This window comes from Sphingobacterium hotanense, from assembly GCF_008274825.1.
Classification (GTDB): domain Bacteria; phylum Bacteroidota; class Bacteroidia; order Sphingobacteriales; family Sphingobacteriaceae; genus Sphingobacterium; species Sphingobacterium hotanense.
This window is the reverse complement of sequence record NZ_CP030848.1, coordinates 4,274,053-4,294,699: the sequence shown is the minus strand read 5'-3', so window position 1 is coordinate 4,294,699 and position 20,647 is coordinate 4,274,053. Positions and strand designations below refer to the sequence as shown.

Annotated in this window: 13 protein-coding genes; 11 read left to right on the top strand and 2 right to left on the bottom strand. The window is 40.3% G+C overall.

Features of this window, described 5'->3' with window-relative positions:
- The first annotated feature begins 62 nt into the window (after positions 1–62).
- The gene (locus tag DSM08_RS18085; RefSeq protein WP_223110838.1) at positions 63–854 is read left to right on the top strand and encodes an endonuclease/exonuclease/phosphatase family protein; all 792 of its coding nucleotides are present in this window, start codon (positions 63–65) and stop codon (positions 852–854) included.
- 42 nt (positions 855–896) lie between these two features.
- Here the strand turns inward: DSM08_RS18085 and DSM08_RS18080 are convergent, their stop codons facing one another.
- The gene (locus DSM08_RS18080; RefSeq protein ID WP_149527446.1) at positions 897–1,988 is read right to left on the bottom strand and encodes a helix-turn-helix domain-containing protein; all 1,092 of its coding nucleotides are present in this window, start codon (positions 1,986–1,988) and stop codon (positions 897–899) included.
- A gap of 418 nt (positions 1,989–2,406) precedes the next feature.
- Here DSM08_RS18080 and DSM08_RS18075 point away from each other — a divergent pair, with 418 nt between their 5' ends.
- Both DSM08_RS18075 and DSM08_RS18070 read left to right on the top strand, forming a co-directional pair.
- A complete protein-coding gene (locus tag DSM08_RS18075) occupies positions 2,407–5,844 on the top strand; it encodes a SusC/RagA family TonB-linked outer membrane protein (protein ID WP_149527445.1) in 3,438 nt (1,145 codons plus the stop codon).
- A gap of 17 nt (positions 5,845–5,861) precedes the next feature.
- Entirely contained in the window at positions 5,862–7,250 is a 1,389-nt protein-coding gene (locus DSM08_RS18070; protein WP_149527444.1) for a RagB/SusD family nutrient uptake outer membrane protein, read from the top strand.
- A 290-nt stretch (positions 7,251–7,540) separates the two neighbouring features.
- Here DSM08_RS18070 and DSM08_RS18065 read toward each other — a convergent pair whose 3' ends face one another.
- Positions 7,541–7,795, bottom strand: coding sequence for a hypothetical protein (locus DSM08_RS18065; protein WP_149527443.1), 255 nt, complete (start codon positions 7,793–7,795; stop codon positions 7,541–7,543).
- 1,367 nt (positions 7,796–9,162) lie between these two features.
- On the opposite strand from DSM08_RS18065, the gene DSM08_RS18060 reads away from it, so the two are divergent.
- The 8 genes from DSM08_RS18060 (at position 9,163) to DSM08_RS18025 (ending at position 20,647) form a co-directional block, all read left to right on the top strand.
- Positions 9,163–9,687, top strand: a complete 525-nt coding sequence (locus tag DSM08_RS18060) for an RNA polymerase sigma factor (RefSeq protein ID WP_149527442.1) — start codon at positions 9,163–9,165, stop codon at positions 9,685–9,687.
- Between the two features lie 63 nt (positions 9,688–9,750).
- Positions 9,751–10,890, top strand: a complete 1,140-nt coding sequence (locus DSM08_RS18055; RefSeq protein WP_149527441.1) for a FecR family protein — start codon at positions 9,751–9,753, stop codon at positions 10,888–10,890.
- A gap of 199 nt (positions 10,891–11,089) precedes the next feature.
- Positions 11,090–14,719, top strand: a complete 3,630-nt coding sequence (locus DSM08_RS18050) for a SusC/RagA family TonB-linked outer membrane protein (RefSeq protein WP_223110837.1) — start codon at positions 11,090–11,092, stop codon at positions 14,717–14,719.
- Positions 14,720–14,731: 12 nt separating this feature from the next.
- Positions 14,732–16,210: a RagB/SusD family nutrient uptake outer membrane protein gene (locus DSM08_RS18045; RefSeq protein WP_149527440.1), complete on the top strand. Its 1,479-nt coding sequence runs from the start codon at positions 14,732–14,734 to the stop codon at positions 16,208–16,210.
- Between the two features lie 7 nt (positions 16,211–16,217).
- Entirely contained in the window at positions 16,218–17,600 is a 1,383-nt protein-coding gene (locus DSM08_RS18040) for a substrate import-associated zinc metallohydrolase lipoprotein (protein ID WP_149527439.1), read from the top strand.
- Positions 17,601–17,606: 6 nt separating this feature from the next.
- The gene (locus tag DSM08_RS18035; RefSeq protein ID WP_149527438.1) at positions 17,607–18,926 is read left to right on the top strand and encodes a DUF4302 domain-containing protein; all 1,320 of its coding nucleotides are present in this window, start codon (positions 17,607–17,609) and stop codon (positions 18,924–18,926) included.
- Between the two features lie 266 nt (positions 18,927–19,192).
- On the top strand, positions 19,193–19,474 hold the full coding sequence (locus DSM08_RS18030) for a hypothetical protein (protein WP_149527437.1): 282 nt from the start codon (positions 19,193–19,195) through the stop codon (positions 19,472–19,474).
- 162 nt (positions 19,475–19,636) lie between these two features.
- A complete protein-coding gene (locus DSM08_RS18025; protein ID WP_149527436.1) occupies positions 19,637–20,647 on the top strand; it encodes a LacI family DNA-binding transcriptional regulator in 1,011 nt (336 codons plus the stop codon).

Sequence of the window (20,647 nt, the reverse complement as noted above, 5' to 3'; positions counted from 1 at the left end):
TCAGCTTCCTGCTTGTACTAGTTTTTAGCAGTTTTTCTGTTAGCCCTGTATCTAGGGAAAGCATGGCTAAAAAAACACGAATCAAAGTCAGCGCATACAACATTCGCTATAATGCGAATGCGGACGTGAAAGGAGGCAATGGTTGGGATATACGCAAGAAGCCGCTTGCCGAATTAATTGAAAAACATGGGTTTGAGATCGTTGGAACACAAGAGGGCGACAAACAGCAAATGTCTGATTTAAGGACCTTGTTGCCGGCTTTTGAGCAAGTGTCCTACCCCTATGGTGGAAAAGGAGATTTACATACAGCGGCGATTTTATATAAAAAGGATCGGTTTGAGGTGTTAGATCAAGGCGTGTTCTGGTTGAGCGAAACCCCTGACGAGCCGAGTATGGGCTGGGATGCGACCGATCGTCGTATCTGTTCTTGGGTAAAGTTTAAGGAGAAGAAGAGCGGAAAGATATTCTACTTTTTTAATGTACATTTTTATTGGCGCTTGGAAGTTGCAAAGCGTGAATCAGGACCGCTGATGGTTAGGAAGATTAAGGAAATAGCAGGCGATGCTCCGGCGGTATGCGTTGGAGATTTTAACTCAACTTCTGAAACCAGTCAGATATTAGCGATGAAGGCTAGTATGCAGGATGCTTATGATGCTACGGAGACCACTAGAAAGGGTATCGAATACACTAATTTAGGAGGAGGGAATTTTTTAGGCCCGGCTAAAGATAGGATCGACTATATTTTCGTGAGCAAGAATATTCGTGTAAAGGATTATGAGGTTTACTCAGATCGCTATAACGGCGACCGATATCCTTCAGACCATTTACCTCTGGCTTCGACGATCGAATTTTAGCAGATTGAAAGTTATAACTGAAGGTCGGCTTTTTGCTGGCCTTTAGTTTTTCTTCATTTTTTTGATTACTTTTTCTCTATAATCGTGGGGGCTGCATTTCTTTTCAATTTTAAAATGCCTGTAGAAGGAGGCTCGTGAATTGAAACCACATTGAAACGCCAGTTCGTCGATAGCGATATTCAGCACATCTTTTTCCAACTCCAAACATGCTGCATCGATACGCAACGTATTGATTGCTTGTATAAATCCGAATCCAAATAGGCTTTTGAAGAGGAGGTTGATTTGTTGCTGCGTCAATTTGAGATCCTTTTTTATTTTCTCCACATTGAAGTTGGCATCTAGATAGGGGTGGGTGGCGAGGTATTGCAAGATCTTTTCCTGATCGCTGCTATGAGCAAGATTAGTTTTTGTACCCATAGCGGGAATCACTTGCTGAACATAGTTAAACTTACTGATCAAACTGCTATCGGAACTAAGATGCCTATTCAGGAGGTTGAAGAAATAGTTGTGCAACATAATCATGACGATCAGCATGATCAGGTAGACGAAGTTGCTGGATGAAACATAGGTTTGTGATAGTGTAGACCCGTTATAGGATAAGGCATAAGGTATTTCAAAGGACGCCAGCAGCAACATCATCATCGTAAAGAAGAAGTATTTTTTTTGATTCGGATTATTCTCTCTCGCCTTCGAGGTTGCTTTAAACAAAAGAATAGTAGGATATAGAAGCCAACTGATGCCAAAGGAAATGTATAGAATTTTTAGGTAGGTTACGCCATAAACCGTTCGGAATTCTTCAGAGATTAGAAAGATTATATAAACGGTCAGAAATAAAAAGAATGGCAAAAGATTGTAGAAAAGCGAACGCCTTGAGAACTTATCTTTCTCGATGGATACAAATAATTGGAAAAGTAGAGGGCCATATAGGAGTCCTATTGGGGCGCCGAGATCTACATATTTCAATTCGGGGATTAAGGTTCTGAAAATACCTCCGAAAAGCGCGTGAAGTCCAACAATGCAGTTGAAAATAAGAATAACTTCGTCGAATTTTGTTTTTAAGGGGAGTCGTTTATTATAGCGTAGATTAATACAGCTAAATACGACGATAACCGTAAATAAGATTAAACTGAACATGGCTGTCGATTTAAGGCAGATGTAACTTTTGCTCTTGTCCTCACGGGCCTATCTCCAAAGTTAATCATCCTCACACATCTGTTATAACCAATTGCTTAAAATCCGTAACGATTTTCTCGATTTGGATTGAATCGACAAGATGTTGGAAACTCATTTGAGCTTGAAACCCTACTTTTTGAGTATTCGTAACAAAGAGGGATCATTAATCTCCAATATTTTTCAGTTTTTCTTGAGAAAATTATCCTTTTGTCATAACAAAATCGTTACAAATACGTTAAAAGTATAGCCGTTCGTTCTGCTGTGTAACATTTTGGAAAGCTTAGTTCCTATTTGCTTAAACGTTTTACCTAAACCGTAGAATAGCCGTTATACGTAGAGTGATTTATGATTACGATTCTTTTAACATTTTATTAAACATATGATGCAAAACCTCTATTATTCACTCTTTATGATCTGCGCGCTGATATTCTATGCGCAGCGCAGTGAGGCAAAAAGTCCAAATAGCCTCAATCGGAATTACTTAAATTCTTACTCTTTAAAGTCCCTCAGTAAATTAGATTCTATCAAAATTACTGGAAAAGTGACTGACGCCAATGGCGCAGCTTTGGAGGGCGTAGTCATTACGGAGAAAAACACTACCAATTCCTCCATCTCGGATAAAGATGGTGCTTACGCACTATCAGCAGGCGCCAGTGGCACTTTGGTATTTCTAAAATCCGGCTTCCAAACGAAAGAAGTGCAGGTAAATAAGCAAAAGGAAATAATGGTGAGTTTATCAGCCGGAGAGGACCAACCTGAAGCAACCGAGGAGCGAGATACTTCGAAAAAGGAAGTGCCTGACACGGTAGTAAAGCAGGCTCCGGAAGCGAATGTACAGACTCCCTCCACGCAGGCCCAAGGTACCGTTACTGGTACAGTTTCCGGACCCTCTGGTCCTCTAGCAGGCGTAACTGTGCAGGTGCAGGGCACGACTGTGACTACGAGTACTGACCAGCAAGGGAAGTTTGAAATCGCGGCATCGCCAGAGCAGAGCTTGACCTTCAATTCGGTGGGCTATGCCCCAAGCAGTCGCTTAGTGGGCGATAGTAAGACTTTTCAGATTACGCTTGAAACGGAGACCAACACGATAGAATCGGTGCAGGTCGTTGCTGTTGGTTATGGCACAATGAAACGTGCGACCTTGCCGACCGCGGTATCCAGCATTGGGGCATCGGAAATTGAGAACGAAGTGTTGCCGAGTATTACGCAAGCAATCCAAGGAAAGGCAGGCGGTGTGCAGGTGACGCAGAAGTCGGGTTCTCCAGGTTCGGGAATTAATATCCGCGTGCGCGGTACGACCTCTATTAATGCGAGTTCTGATCCTTTGTATGTTGTTGATGGTATCCCCGTTAACAGTACGACAAACTTTACCGGAGGTTCTAGCTTTGAATTGGGAGGAGGAACGCAGGGTATCAACGTATTGGCATCGATTAATCCTTCGGATGTTCAATCTATAGAAATATTGAAAGATGCGGCTTCATCCTCAATATACGGTTCCCGTGCCGCGAACGGTGTCGTGCTGATTACGACGAAAAAAGGTGCTGCGGGCAAAAGTGAGTTTAATTTCAATATGTATGAAGGATTCTCGCATGTTCCGCGCGAGCGCTATCATAAAATGATGAATACGGCGCAGTACCAAGATTACATGACGGATATGTATAAATATGTCAAGGAGAATAATCCAAATGCGGCTATTCCGGATCAGATTTTTGCGAATCCTGATGTAAATACGGACTGGCAAGACGCGATTTTCCGGACAGCGCCAACCCGAAGCTATGAGCTATCGGCGAGTGGCGGCAGTGAGAAAACACAGTATTATACTTCAGTTGGCTTTATGCAACAGGGCGGTGTTCTGCTGAACTCGGATTTCAATAGATTGAGCGGCCGTTTGAACCTGAACCATCAGCATAATGAGAAGTTGCGGTTTGCAGCTTCCATCAACTTGACGCGCGCAATCAATCAGCGAGTACAGGAGGAAAACTCGAAGGAAGGGCCGACAAAGAACGGGATTTTCTCGCCGCCAAATATCGGGATATATGATGCTCAGGGGAAGTATGCTTATGACATGGTTACCAGAACCCGTGAGAACCCTGTGGCGATGTTAGAATTGCCGACCAACGAAGCGAATACTTTCCGTGCATTAGCGAATGCAAGTGCTGAGTATAGCTTTATTCCTGAATTAACGTTGAAGACGAGCTTTGGAACCGATATCAGTTTCATCGACGAGACCTTCTTTATGCCGCCAATCGGACTTCGTTCTTGGGCTAGCCGTGGGGGTGTGGGCGCGAGAAGAAATACCAGAGATCAGTTATGGATCAATGAAACGACCTTAACCTATGACAAAACAGTGGGTGACCACTACTTCAATGCATTGGCAGGTTTTTCAGTACAAGAATCTCGTTTGGAATTTGTTCACGGGCAGCGTTCGAATTTCCCGAACAACGATATCAATCAGCTTGTTGCCGGGGGTATTGTTGATAATGCCAACTCGTTTCCTGAGGAATGGGCGATTGCGTCGGGATTTGCTAGGGTAAACTATAACTACCTAGAAAAATACATCCTAAATCTAAACTTAAGAGCAGATGGTTCTTCGCGCTTTGGAGCGGATAATCGTTGGGCATACTTCCCATCGGTTGCTGCAGCCTGGAGAATTAATCAGGAGGATTTCCTGAAAGACAATAAGACTTTCAGCGATTTGAAGCTTCGTGCAAGCTGGGGTATCACCGGAAATCAGAACATTGGTAACTATGCAAGCCGTTCGTTGTATTCCGCAGGGAATAATTACATGGGCGTACCAGGGTTTGTTCCTAATATTCTGGGAGATCAAGGTTTGAAATGGGAAACCACTACGCAGTGGAACGTGGGTACCGATGTTGGTCTTTTCAATAATAGAATTTCTTTGTTAGCAGATTATTACCATAAGAAGACTACCGATTTGTTATTGGGTATGCCGATTTTGTTGAGTTCGGGTTTTGGAACGTATTTTACAAACGCCGGTGATATCGAGAACAAGGGTTTTGAGTTCGAATTGAGTTCAAAGAACTTAGTGGGCGAGTTTAAATGGTCAACGTCCTTGAACATGACATTCAACAGGAATAAGATCTTGAAGCTGGCAGATGGTGTGGACGAAATGTTCGGTGGTATTGAAGGGGTGAATCGTGCGAGAATTGGGGAGCCATTGGGTGTTTTCTACGGTTATAAAGCAGTAGGTGTAAATCCACAGACGGGTATGATCGATTACCAAGCTTATGATGGTACTGTTGGTCCGCCTAAAGATGATAACTTTTATAAAATTGGAGACCCGAATCCACAGTTTTTCGGAGGTATCACGAACAATTTTAGCTATAAAAACTTTGATTTAAGCATCCTGGGGCAATTCACCTATGGTAATGATATATTGAATTATGGTTTAGCGAATGGTTTGGAAGGCTATAATGTGAGCTCGAATGCATTTGTAGACTGGGAGCGAAGATGGAGACAGCCGGGCGATATAACCGATATGCCAAGACCGACGCCAAGTAATTCGGACAACGGTAAAGTGTCTACTCGTTTTATTCAGGATGGTTCTTTTTTCAGGATTCGTAATGTGACGTTTGGATATACTTTGCCGGAGTCTGTTTCGGAAAAAATCAGAATGAAAAAGCTTCGTTGGTATTTCACGGTGCAGAATGCTTATGTCTTTACCAACTACAGAGGGTTTGACCCAGAGGTAAGCTCGAGCCATGGCGGCGCAAATGCGGGGCTTATCTATGGTTATGACTATGGGAGTTATCCGCAGCCAAGAATGTTTACTACCGGCTTTAATATTACGTTCTAACTTTAATTGCAAAACACATGAAAAAGAATATAATCAAATTATTAATATGTTGCGGGTTAGGACTATCTGTTGCTTCCTGTGACAAGTTTTTAGACCGCGAGCCATTGGGACAGATTGGTGCGAGCGAATATTTTAAGACGGAAACGAATGCGAATTCTGCGGTGATGGGGATGTATAGGACGATGATGAACTCGTTTTCCTTCGGTCAATCCTTTATCACGGTTCCGGAGTTCTCTGCGGTGCATATTGAGCATTCAGCAAAGTTCCAAGAATATGAGTTGATGGCGATTCATAAGATCAATACGGTGAATCCGTGGATGAAGAATATCTGGCAGGCGGCATATACGACGATCAATGCGGCAAACAATATCATAACGGAGGTTCCTAATATGGCCGAGGGGTCTATTTCGAATGAGAAAAGGGATCAATTTGTGGGCGAGGCTAAGTTTGTGCGCGCATTGAACTTTTTCTTCTTGGTTCGTGCGTTTGGGAATATACCTGTGCCATTGACGGCGACGAAAGAAGGGACAGCTCATGATTTGGATCAGTCGGCGCCAGCGGACGTATATAAGCAGATTGTTCAGGATTTGACAGATGCTAGTACGCTTCTGCCTGTGAACAATCCAAATACAGGTGATGCGGTGCGAGGAAGGGCTTCCCATTGGGCAGCAAAGGCTTTGTTAGCGAAGGTTTATTTATATCAGGGCTCTTTGACTAATGATTATTCAAAGGCAGCAAGTTTGGCGGATGAGGTAATTAAGTCGGGAAAGTATTCGCTGGCAGCTGATTACGGTTCGATATGGACGACGGAGAATAGTACGGAGGCGATTTTTGAGCTTCAATTCGATGATCAGGCGACCAATCCTTTGGCGTCGGTCGCTAATAATAATGCGAGTGTTCTGTTCTTTGCTAAAGAGCCTTTCATCGATGGGTTATTTGAAGCAACAGATAAGCGGAAGGCTTTTTCGTATAAGAAGGAAGCTTTGAAGACTGACCCCACAACTACGCGAGCGTTTATGGGGAAGTTTCCTAACTTCTCTCCGGCAAGTCAGAACTTTCCGGCTATCCGATTGGCAGAGCTGTATCTAATCCATGCGGAAGCAAAAGCGAGGGTGGATAATAGTGTCAGCGCGGCTTCTTACGCTTCTTTGAAAATGGTTCAGGATCGCGCAGGCGTTACTAAGCCAATCAGCGCTTATACAAGTTTGGCAAATTATATCACAGCAATACAGGACGAAAAGGAGAAGGAGCTTGTATTTGAGGGGGAAACTTGGTTTGATCAATGCCGTACGAAATACGCATTGAAAAAGCACAGCACCTTGACCAGTGAGAACTTTTTCTTATATCCAATCCCAGTGGATGAGATTAATCAAAGTGGTAAATTAAAGCAGAATCCGGGATATTAATAGGATTCGAAAGGTATAGCGCTCAATAACTTTGGGCGCTATATTTTTTCTAGTTGGATCGGTTGCTAAGTGTAGTTAAGAAGCGTATTACGGCTCGATGGATAGAAGAAACTGCTCTAGATCGCTTTGTTTCGTTAGTTCAAATTTCTGCTTAAGTGGTATTTAAACATTGGTAAACTCCTGTATCTATTCTCTCATCGTGAGAAAGGTGTGCGTTTTTTGCATTATTCGGAATCAATAAAAAAAGCCGTCCTTCAAGACGGCTCTAAATTTTCGTTTATTTCGAGGGTCTATGAAACACGTTGCATCCTAGAACGCAACTCCTGCTTAATTTCTTTTAATTTCAATAATCCAGGAACGATACTTAAAATAGACGCAAGCACTAAAACCGGCAATACAACATACTTTTGTTGATGCAAAAAGATCGTTGCGAAACTTAACATAATGATATTTAACATCAAAGATGCTAATACTATATTATAACTATTCCTGCGTTGAATATTTAATTGTCTATTACTTAACTCAGAGGTATTATAATTCTTCATGATTTATTTCTAAAACTTAATCTACCATGTATACATCTTAGGAATGTTCAATGGAAAGTTAAACTTAGTAAATCGTTGGATTAAGTGCAATAGTTTTTTTTTACTTTTATTCAAAGCTTTTTAAATGATTAAAAAAAGCTGTAGAAAACTCGCTACAAACCCTATGGATCTTCAGCCATTCTATAACATTCGTAATGTTTCATGTAACAACCGTCGTGACGCGATTCTGACCGACGAGTAGTGACTTATGGAGTATGACCTCGAACAGTCAGTGCTAGAATCTTTAAAAAAAAGTGTTGTTTAAGCCATTTTGTTGTCTACATGTTGGTATGTTTTATTTTCCTGCTGTTTTAACGCAGCGCACGTTTATAAATGGAGTTGGAAGATGTCGAAACTTCCTATAATATGGATGGAAGCTCAGTTTCCATCTTATTGAATAAAGTGGTCAGAGAGATCTGACCTGGAAGCTACACTGATGAAAGGTGGTAAATCAACTATCTCCTTTGCAGCTCATACGTTTGTTCTACAAACTATTGCTTTGGGCGATGTGCGGCAATTTATTTTGTTTTTTGTAGTGATTCATCTACGCTTTTTATTGCCTCAAAATAATCAGGTGTAGACCGAGTGGGCATGGCTTATATAAACGTCGTAAACTGTTTATAGATACTAAATATAAGGTTTTTAAAGAAAAATAAGATTCAATTTAGTGTCGTGCAAAAAGTCGAATTATTGTGAAGGGAAAGACACAATCAAAACTGAGTTATTCAGGGATTTTATGACTTGTCGCCTTTTTTGGCGCGGAAAGACACGAGAGGTGATTTAAGCAGAGTTCATCTAAACAGGGTTTCGGACTTTTTACTCGAAGAATTATCTTTAACATAATAGTCACGATGATTGCGAAAGTAGCTTCTTCTATCGTGTTTATTACAAGCTAAATCCGAGTCGAATTCCTCATTTGGACGATTATTGGAATTATCCATGCTGTTGATGGAGTAAAAAATCCGCTGCTTAATTAATAGAAATGTGTTCACCGACTACGAATTTGAATTCGTGTGGCGTTGGTTAAAGAAGCCTCCTATAGTCTTAATGCGTTCCAAATTACAGTAGGGGGGTACTCAATACGTTCAATAAATATTTAAGCGACGGTAGAATGAGCAAGTTGAAAGAGAAGTTGCATTCATTAGCTTAATTAATGCCAAACCCTAACCACCTTTTTCGAAATGTTAAGAGCTTTTAGTTTTATTTAAGATTATTTTAATATTCTGAAAAAATTAATACATTTACTCTCCGAGTATTTAAATTATGAAAAAGCAACTCTTCTCGGGACTTGCGTTGTACACTAATAATTGAACAAAGGGTAAATCGTAATGGTAGTCGCGGATAAGGTATTATTCACAAAATACTATAAACTGTTGTGTTTCTTTGCATGGAAGATGGTAAAGGATCAAGCACAAGCCGAAGATCTGGCTCAGGATGCCTTTGTTTCATATTTTCAAAATAAATCACGCGTATCTACTGACGAAGCGGCTATCAAGGCCTTCCTATATTCCGCAGTCCGATTTGCTGTGTTCAACCAAAATAGAAAAACGCTTTCCGAGAAAAAATATTGGGAAAGAAGTCCATTTTCTGAAGCAGATACCATCGACTACGAACACCAAATTATTCAAGCAGAATTCACATTTGAAATACATGTTGCCCTTCAAAAACTTCCAGAGGCATGCCAGAAAGTATTTTCCCTTAGCTACCTTGAAGGGATGACTACGGAAGAAATTGCGAACGAGCTTGAGGTAAGTATCAACACGATTAAAACCCATAAAAAGAGAGGTTTAAAAGCCCTAAGGGAAATGTTACGCCCAGAATTCTTCTCTTTATTTCTGCTTTTCCTAAAATAATTTCACTTTTTTTATTTTCCTGTCACCCCAAAATCCTCTTTGCGTTTCTTAGTCTTAGATAACATGATTATAGCCGCAATCAGAATAGCTAAATTATTGGTCAAAAAGTATCGTAACGAATTGACGGACCAAGATCGAATGGAATTAGAGCGATGGTATTCAGCCCATCCTACGAATAAACCGTTCGAAGATTCTCTTATGTCCAACGATGTCGACGAAAAAGAGCTTGCATGGTTGGATTCCATAGATAGTGAAGCTGCTTGGAAGAAAGCTGAGAAACGACACCCTAGAAGAAAGAAAATTATCTATTGGGGTGCCGCAGCGGCAGTTCTTGCTATTGCTAGCTTTGGCTATTTGGCGTTAAAGGAAAATTCGTCTCCCGATGCAATTCAACGGGAATTACTTGCTGCTGTGGTCGCGGAAGATATTAATCCAGCGTTGCTTGGCGCGAAGATCATTCTTGCGAATGGAGAACAAAAGCAGGTTGCTGAGAAATTAAGCTTGTCGGAGAGTAGTAATCTTTTTACTACGGAGAGCCAATCTCAGAATTTATCAGCGCGTTCCGTTGTTACCATGTTGAATACGTTGGTCGTTCCTATCGCGAATCATTTTCAACTAACGCTTTCCGATGGAACGTCCATTTGGGTTAATGCTAATAGCGAGTTAAAATTTCCTACAAAATTCAGCGAGAGTGAAAGAAAGGTCTACTTGAAAGGAGAGGCTTATTTCGAGGTTGCCAAAGATGCAAAAAAACCGTTCTATGTAGTGACAGAAAATGGGACAGTGAAAGTTCTAGGAACACACTTTAATGTCTCAACCTATGGAAATACGTCCAAAACAACCCTTTCCGAAGGTTTGGTAGAGGTTTCTAAATCAGGAAATAGAGAGATCATCAAGCCCGGTCAGAAGGCCGAAATAAGAGGGGATGAGATACAAGTTAGGAAAGCTAATCTTCAAAAAGATCTAGCTTGGAAAAACAATGAATTTTATTTCAACAAAGATAACATCGTAGATATTGCAACCCAGTTAAAGATGTGGTATGATTTAGATGTGTCCTTAGGATCTGATGTATCACTTACAGAAACTTATTCAGGAGAGATCAAGAGAGATTCGAAGTTATCGGAGGTAATAAAAATGTTGGAATTCGTCAGCGACTTAAAATTTGCACTGAACAAAAATAAATTATTGATAACCAAAAAATAGATTATGGAAATAAAATTTTACACCAACCAATACCAATAAAAAAACAGGAGTGTTGCAGCACTCCTGTAAGTTTTATCAAGTTAAAAAACAAATAGTAACCTAATTCATTAACTCAATTATCAAATGTATGAATAACATTTCATTTGGCAAAAGGGCTCGAAACCTCTATGGTTCCCCTTTTGGCATAATTATCCGAATTATGAAAATTACAACATTTCTCTTGTTGGTTTTTATGTCTTGTGCTTATGCCGATGGAATTGCACAAAACGTTTCCTTGCGTCTTAAAGATGCAAAACTAGAGGATGCTTTTCTTTCTATATCAAAGCAAACGAAATATAAGTTTCTATATAGCGACGATGTTTTAAGGCATGCACCTAATGTAAATCTTAATGTCAATAACGCTCCATTAAGGGACGTATTGGCGCAACTATTGAATGGTGATAGCTTTTCATTTAAGATTATTGCAAATACCATCTCTGTAAATTATAAGCCATCTACAAAAGTACTCACTACTACTGTGAACGCTGTTCAGCATCAAGTGAGTGGGACGGTGAAAGGATCGGATGGAAAGGCCCTTTCAAACGCTTCTGTTCAAGTAAAGGGCGGTGCTGCAGGAACGTCGACCAGCGACAATGGATCGTATAGTCTTAACGCACCAGCGAATGCTACTTTAGTCGTTCGTTATGTGGGTTATAAGACTAGAGAAATTGCCGTGGATGGTCGCTCGACGATTCACATCGTATTAGAATCCTCAGAACAAGCTATTGACGAAGTAAACGTTGTTGCAACAGGATACCAAAACTTAGATCGTAAGTTATTTACTGGTGCTACAACTCGTGTTAATGCAAAAGATGCTGAAAGAAACGGGGTGCCGGATATCTCTAGAATGTTAGAAGGTCAAGTGGCAGGTGTTGCCGTTCAAAACGTGTCAGGTACTTTTGGCGCTGCTCCGAAAATCCGTGTGCGTGGTGCGACCTCCCTGTCTGGAGAAAATAAACCTCTTTGGGTAGTAGACGGTATTATCTTAGAAGATCTTGTGAATATCTCAAATGAAGCCTTATCAACAGGGGATGCTAATACCTTAATCGGTTCATCGGTAGCAGGATTAAACCCTGATGATATCGAATCTTTTACCATCCTAAAAGATGCTGCTGCAACAGCGATGTACGGTGCAAGAGCCATGAATGGAGTTATCGTCGTGACGACTAAAAAGGGTAGAAATACAGATGGTAAACCAAATGTAAACTATTCCGGTAACTTTACAACTTACTTGAAACCAAATTATGACCAATTCGACATTATGAATTCTGCTGAACAGATGTCGATTCTGTTAGAGTTAGATAATAAAGGATATTTCAATCACTCTAGTGTTTCACGAAGTTCAAGTGGTGGTATTTTCGCTAAGATGTACAACAAAATGTACGAGTATGATGAGTCGAACGGAACGTTTGGTTTAGAGAATACTACAGAAGCAAAGCTCGGTTTCCTTGAGCGTTATGCGAAGGCGAATACTGACTGGTTCGACGTACTTTTCAAAAACTCGTTATTGCAAGACCACTCCGTAAGTATAACTTCAGGATCTGCAAAATCGCAAACCTACTTATCAACAAGTTTTGTACATGACTCTGGACAAACCTTAGGTGATAATGTTAAGAGATATACAGCGAACTTCAGAAACAATATGCGTTTCAGCGAGAAATTTAACGCTGAAATCTTGGTTAATGGATCCATCCGTGATCAACGTGCTCCAGGAACGCTGACAAGAACTTCAGACCCAGTTTATGGAAAGTATTCTAGAGATTTTGATATCAACCCATATTCATATGCCTTAAACACTAGCCGTTTAATTACGCCTTATGATGAATTTGGAAACCTTGAGTACAACACCATTAACTACGCGCCATTTAATATCTTAAGCGAGCTTGACAACAACTATTTAAATCTAAACAATATGGATTTAAAAGTTCAAGGGGGCTTGCGTTATAAAATTATTCCGCAATTAACAGCATCAGTCGATGCAGCTTATCGCTATGCAACAACAGAAAGACAACACTATATCAAGGAGGAGTCAAATATGGCAAACGCGTTCAGAGCGGCTGGCGATGCAACAATTGCTGACGGTAACAAATATCTGTACAACGATCCAGATTTACCAAATTCACTTCCACAAGTTATTCTTCCTGAAGGTGGTTTCTTCAATTCTAACATGAATAACCTGAAAAACTTTTACTTCAGATCGAACTTAGAATTTGATGAGACATTCAAGCAACATCACCGTCTGAATTTATTTGGATCATTCGAAATCAGACATACAGATCGCCAGAATTCCGAATATGAAGGTGTCGGATACCAATATGCTAACGGAGGACTAGTGAATCCAAACTACAGATTCTTCAAAAAGATGATCGAAGCAGGTGATCCATATTTTGGTATGGGTTATGAGTACGACCGTTTCGTTGCAGGTATGTTCCGCGCAGCATACGCTTATAAAGATAAATACAGTATCAATGCCACCACACGTATTGACGGATCGAATAAACTAGGCGAATCTAAAGTTGCTCGTTGGTTGCCTACCTGGAATGTTTCAGGTAAATGGAATATTGACCAAGAAGATTTCTTCAACGAAGATAATGGTATCTTATCAGCTGTCGGAGTTCGTGCGACTTATGGTTTAGTTGCAAGTCTGGGGAGTGCCACAAACTCTGCTCCTGTATTCTATAACCGTATCTCTTACCGTCCTTACGAAGATGAGAAAGAAGCAATTACATTCATTAGCGGTCTGGAGAACTCAGAACTTACATGGGAGAAATTATACGAGTTAAATATCGGAGCCGACTTACAGTTATTCAATAAAATCGATGTAACTGCTGATTGGTATAAACGTGATATTTTCGACTTAATCGGTACGATCAGAACATCAGGTATTGGTGGACAGTATAACAAGCAAGCCAACTATGCGGATATGAAAGCTTCTGGTTTTGAATTAACGATAGCGGGATTTCCTATTCGAAGAGAAAGCGGATTTACTTGGAGAACTCAATTCAACTTTGGTATCAATAAAAATGAAGTAACGAAGTTAGATGTTAACCAGAACATTTGGACGCTTGTACGTGCCGAAGGTGCCGCGGTATTAAACCACGCGCAAAGAGGCCTGTTTTCAGCGAAATTCGATGGCTTAGACCCGAATTATGGTTTCCCTACTTTTATCGGAACAGAAGGAATTAAAGATACTTATATCAACCCTCAAAGTGAAGACATCGATTATTTAACGTACCATGGCCCGGTTGACCCAACATTTACAGGAGGTTTCTATAATAACTTCAGATATAAGAACTTTGGTTTAACGGCTTTATTCACATTCTCTACAGGAAACTACATTCGTTTACAACCAACTTATGAAGCGTCTTATAACGATCTAACAGCAATTAGTAAAGACATGGTAAATCGTTGGTTAATACCTGGTGACGAGCAGCTTACTAATATACCGTCTTTGTTGGATGCACATTCAATGAATTATAACGTGTTACGTCCAAATGGATCAGCTGTATCAGCGGTGTACCCTTATAACATGTACAACTATTCTGACCAACGTGTTGCGAAAGGTGATTTTATTAGATTGAAACAAGTACAATTGTCTTATACCCTTCCTCAGAGCATCGCGAACAGATTAAGAATGACAACAGCGCAAGTTTCGTTGGTAGGAAACAACATCGCCTTGCTTTATTCTGATAAGAAGCTTAATGGAGCAGATCCAGAATTCTTTAATAACGGTGGTGTAGCGATGCCAGTTCCAAGACAATACACGCTTTCACTAAAAGTTGGATTTTAATACCTGATAACAATGAAAATTTATAAATATATTCTATTAAGTTTCCTAGGGGTTGGTTCACTAACTTCTTGTGAAAAATATTTAGATCATGCCCCTGATATGCGAACTAAGATCGATAATGTCGAAAAAGTAGCGCAGTTGGTAGGCTCTGCATATCCGAGATATAACTATCTAGCGATGGCAGAATCATATTCTGATAATGTCATCGACAAGGGGGCAGCGATTGGTCATATTGATGATCCTTATGTTTCCTATTACATGTGGGAAGATGTCGAGGGCAGTGGAAACAATACCCCAACACAATATTGGAATGGCGTATATGAAGGGATAGCAGCTGCAAACCAAGCTTTGGAGGCAATTGCAGACAATAATTTCGGAGCGGAAGCAAACGCGTACAAAGGCGAAGCCTTAGTCGCGAGAGCTTATGGGCATTTTATGCTTTCAATTTTCTTCGCGCAACCTTATAATATTGCAGGCGATAATTCTTCCCCGGGTATTCCGTATGTCGATGCGCCCGAAAAAGTCGCTTTAAAATCCTATGATAGAGAAACGGTAAAGGATACCTACGACAAAATCAGAAAAGATCTTGAAGAAGGTCTTCCATTATTACAAGGCGGTAAATGGAAAGTTCCAAAATACCATTTTACATCTGCTGCAGCCAACGCTTTCGCTGCCCGCTTTTATATGTTTACGGGCGAATGGGATAAGGCAATTGCTGCTGCAAATAATGTGTTCCCTGGCGGAGACTATGCTGGAAAAATTAGACCGATCACAACGACAATTCAGAATTATAGCCTAGCGCAACAATTGATTGAGTTGACCAAAGCAGATAAAGATTATAATCTCTTATTGCGGGAGACTTACTCAGTTTATCAAAGAACTAACTCGTCTATTTATTCGAGATTCGGTTATGGGCAGCGAAAATATAATGAGATGTTCAACACACCTGTATTTACAGGAACAACTATGCATTCGAGAGGGATTAGTTATAACTCTGGGCAGCATTACTCGGTGTATATGTACAATGAATATTTCTACTACACGAACGTACAAGCTGGAATCGGCTATCCTTATATTATGCAACCCTTGCTTACTGCAGATGAAGCATTAATCAATCGCGCGGAAGCGTATGTGCAAAAAGGCGATTTTGGAAAAGCATTAGCAGACATTAACCAATTTTTAAGCACAAGAGTTCAAAACTTTGCTATCGGTACGCATGGATTGACCGTGGAGAAAGCTACCACTTCTTATGGGATAGACGATCCGAAAAAAGCAATAACTGAGGCGATTTTGAGAATCAAGCAAAGAGCATTTATGTCAGAAGGTGTTCGTTGGATGGATATCGTTAGACATAAACTTCCGGTAACTCATGTAGTAATTGCTCCTGATGACACCGAATCTGAAATTGTTCTTGAACCAAATGATTTAAGAAGAGTATTCCAAATTCCTAGTGAAGCACAATTAGCTGGTGTTGAACTTAACCCAAGGTAAAAAAGTTATGAAAAGATTATTCAACTGCATATTAGCACTAACCTTAGGGTTAGGAATATCATCTTGTAGTAAGGATGAAAACTTAGATGTCGATTTGACTAAATATAACTATGACACATTTGAGAAACTTCCAATAGATGATTATATAAATACCAACTTAACGGTTCCTTATAACATTGAAGTGGTATACCGTTTTGACAGAAGTCAAACTGATATCAATAAAAACATATCGCCTCCGAAAATCGAACAAGTTCAACCGGCTGTTGATATGGTGATAAACGGCTTCTTAAAAGTATTTGAAAAGGTCGCAGGCCCAACGTTTATTAAAACTTACACGCCTAAACAATTTGTATTGTTTGGTTCGCACGCTTATAACTCCAATGGGTCGGTGACATTAGGAACCGCAGATGGTGGACGCAGAGTTGTACTTTATGATATCAATAATGTCAATCCTAACAGTCCGACTGATATTAAGCGTCGCTTAAGAACGATTCATCATGAATTTACGCACATCGTCAATCAAATCGTTGCAATTCCTCCCTCCTTTAGAGAGGTAACCACCGACCATGTTGCTGACTGGACCGCAGCTGCAAATACGGACGCGGAGGCGTTGCGCCTAGGATTTATTTCTCAATATTCGAGAAGTAATTTTGGCGAAGATTTCGCAGAAACCGTAGCCCATCTTTTAATCGAAGGTCAAGCGTACTATAATCAACGTATTGCAGCCTCTTCTGAAGATGGTGCAAAGAAGCTAAGAGCAAAGCAAACCATCGTTGAAGACTACTACAAACAGTTCTTTGATATTGATTTTAAAGAATTACAGTACGAAGTTTATTTGATGTTAAACCAGACTTATGGTGACCAAAGTCAGGCGTTTTTGACGAACTTGAAGAACAACCGTGTTGCTTCAATTAACTTCAACTTGGATTCAGGAACTGAATACACCTTGTACGGTAAATCGGTAGCATTTGACGCCGTTTGGAAAGAAGTTAAAGCGAAATTACCTACGATTTCAAACAACGCAGGTCGTCAGGCGGTATCTTTCAACTTAGTTTTCTTAAATGAAAACAAAGTTCAATTGCAGGCTGCGTATAAAAATGCTGCAGGATCTAATCTTGCGGCATGGTATGATTTCACGATGACATACAATACTGATGGCACAATCAAACTCAAATATGTAGATGAAGGGCTGACTGATACAGAATATAAAAATGGCCGAATTGTAATCGAAGGTTGGAGGGCGTTAATTACGTATTTAGAAACAAATACGTTCAAACCTGATTGGGTGTCTCCAACGATTGTAGGTTATAATAACTCCATGAAATTCGCTGGATTCTATGTTGCTGGCGATGAAACAAATTATTTATATGGTCCAGTTACCTTAAAATAAGAAAAAATGAAAAAGATATTAATATATATAGTTGGCCTTTTCTTATTAGCTGGTTGTGAAAAAGAAAAGGTAGATCTTACGTTCGGCGAAAAGCCCGAAGAACGCATGAGCCAGCGCTTGAATGAGCTTCGTGGAATGTTAACCTCAGCGGAAAATGGATGGAAAGCACATCTAACAACAGGTGCTAAAGGAGGGTATGGATTCTATTTTAATTTTGAAGATGCGAAAAATGTAAAAATGCTTAGCGATCTTACCGCTGCAACTTCTACATCTGCGAATACATCAACATATCGTGTAATTTGGGCAATGAATGCATCTTTAGTTTTTGATACGTTCAATTATTTAACGATGCTTCAGGAACCTTCTGGAAATTACGGAGGAACAGCACCGAACGGATATCAAAGTGATATTGAATTTGAATACGTGAAAAACTCTGGCGATTCTATCTACATGCGCGGGAAGAGGTATAAGCAACCCCTGATATTAACTAAAGCAACCGCGGCAGAAAAGGTTGCTTACAACGATGGATCTTATAAGACATCTATAGATAAAACAACTGCTGTTTACCAATCTTATAGCAACCCTTATATCGAAGTGGATCTTGCCGGCGTTAAAACAAGAATTGCATTGACTTTGTCAAACACATCAAAGACAATTGATTTCGGATCTGTTGATGCTAGTAATAAAGCGATCATTAACACGTCTAAATTTGCATTCAATCTAACAGGCTTCGATATTTTAAGTGGCGGATTGCATAGAGATGTATTATTTACTAGAGGAGAAGTTGAGGGCAATAATCTCTCTGTGTATGACTCCAACGGTACGAAATATCCTGTAATGAGCACTAATATGCCAATCTTGCCGATTGATGTCATGTTCAATTATTCAGGCGCTTTCAACGGAATGGCAATCAATGGTTTAACTTTGCCTCCGGGAATCAATTCTAGCTTTAATGCTACTTGGACAGCGCTTACAAATTTCCATGCTTCGAATAATATGAGAACCGTGTCGCTTACATTTAAATTGACCAGTGCCCGCGTTGCAACTTTGGATGTTCGTTTCACAAATGGCTCAACGGTTTATTCTGCGTCTGCAGACTATAACTATACTTTGGTGGATGGAACACTAACCCTAACCAGCCCAATCTCTACAAATGGAAACTGGAATAATGGATGGGTATCATTGGCAGTGAGAAATTATTTTGACAAAGGAGTCTTTAAATTGACTTATTTGACTAGCTCGGATCCTAACGCAGGAACTATCGGCGGATTAATCAAGTCTAATGACGAGACAGCGATCTTCTACGGAAAGTTAGGAAGATACTAAAAACAAAGTAATCGAATTAACATTCCCTAATCATTCATAAAAAAGAAAGGCTGCCGATTGGCAGCCTTTCCTATTATCGTTCCTCCCAGCCTCAACTCTTCTTTAGCTTAAAACCCTTTCACTCCCCTTTCAAACCCAATGTATAACCCAATCATAACCGCTCGCAAAGGGTTTTGATATGGGTCTGAAAAGCTTATAATAAATAACATCCTCGAATCATTCCTCAAAAAGATTCGCTATTTTCAAGTAATAGCCAATTCGAAACGATGAAAGATTATAAACTAGTCCTCGCTTATGGCTCCTTTCTGCTCAATGTCGCATATTTTGGCTATTGGGTATATTGCTCGTCCATGCATGAAACCATGGTCGACGCGGTGGCAGCCTTCGAAAAAGTGCCAATCTTTGGGCATTTTTATTGGGATGTTATTTTCTTTATGTCGACTATCCTTTCTTTCATCGTTTTTGCCAGACGAAAGGGTTTCCTAAATAAGATAACTTTCATCCTGCAGATTCTCTTTGCAAGCGGATACCTGTGGACACATATGTAAACAGCAGGAGATAAGCGTTCTTCGTGGAATCAATCCCTTAAAATACTTTAGCAGTACAAGTGCAAATTTGCTATATTAGCGCACAATCTTTATGAATAGAATTGCTGTAAAACCAGGACTTCTACCCGTTAAAGATGCTACTAGTATAAGATAGACGCTGTTATGGCAAAGATTGATATTATCCAATTGGCAAAAGTGCTGAACTTGTCGAAGTCCACGGTTTCTCGTGCGTTTCGGGATAGTAGTGATATCAATCCGAAGACGAAAGAGCGTATCTTGAAGGTTGCGAAGGAACTCAATTACCAACCGAATCATTATGCGAGCAATCTGCGCGAACAAAAGAGCAAGACTATTGCCATTGTTCTGCCAGAACTAGCCAACAACTACTTCACTCAGATTATTCAGGGCGCCGAAAAGGAAGCTAAAAAACACGGATATCATATCTTGATCTTTGTTACCGATGATGATATCGCAAAAGAACGCGATTTCATCCGTAGTCTTGCGAGTGGGCGTGTTGATGGCGTCATTATGTCGGCATCGGGTGAGTCGACGGATCACAGTTATTTGGAGAGCATCAATTATGAGCATCTTCCGATTGTGCTGTTCGACCGTATCTATGATGATATAGACTTGCCAAAAATTGTTACAGACGATTACCATAGTAGCTTTATGGCAACAGAGCATCTTATCCAAAACGGCTGCCAACGTATTGCTTATCTGGTTATCAATAAGGAATTATCGATTGGTAAAACCCGTATGCAGGGCTATGAAGATGCGTTGAAGAAATATAAGATTCCTATGCGGAAGCGCTTGATTATTGACTGTTCAAATTCCTATGAGGAAAACAGCGAGATTATTGAGACAGCTATTCGCAAGCAAGCACCAGACGGGATCCTCGCTTCGGTAGAGCGATTAGCATTTTCAACCTACTATGTGTGTCGACGCATGGGCATACAAATTCCGCAAGACCTAAAGGTCGTATCCTTTTCTAGCCTGGAAATAGCAGGGCTGTTGCATCCTCCGCTATCAGTTGTGCGCCAACCGGCGGTACTAATCGGGGAGAAGGCTGCCGCAACCTTATTGAAGCAGCTTTCAGGAGAATCATTAGCGGAAGAGGAAAAGTTTGTAATGATGCGTTCGGATTTAGTGGTCCGAAATTCTTCACAAGCTTAA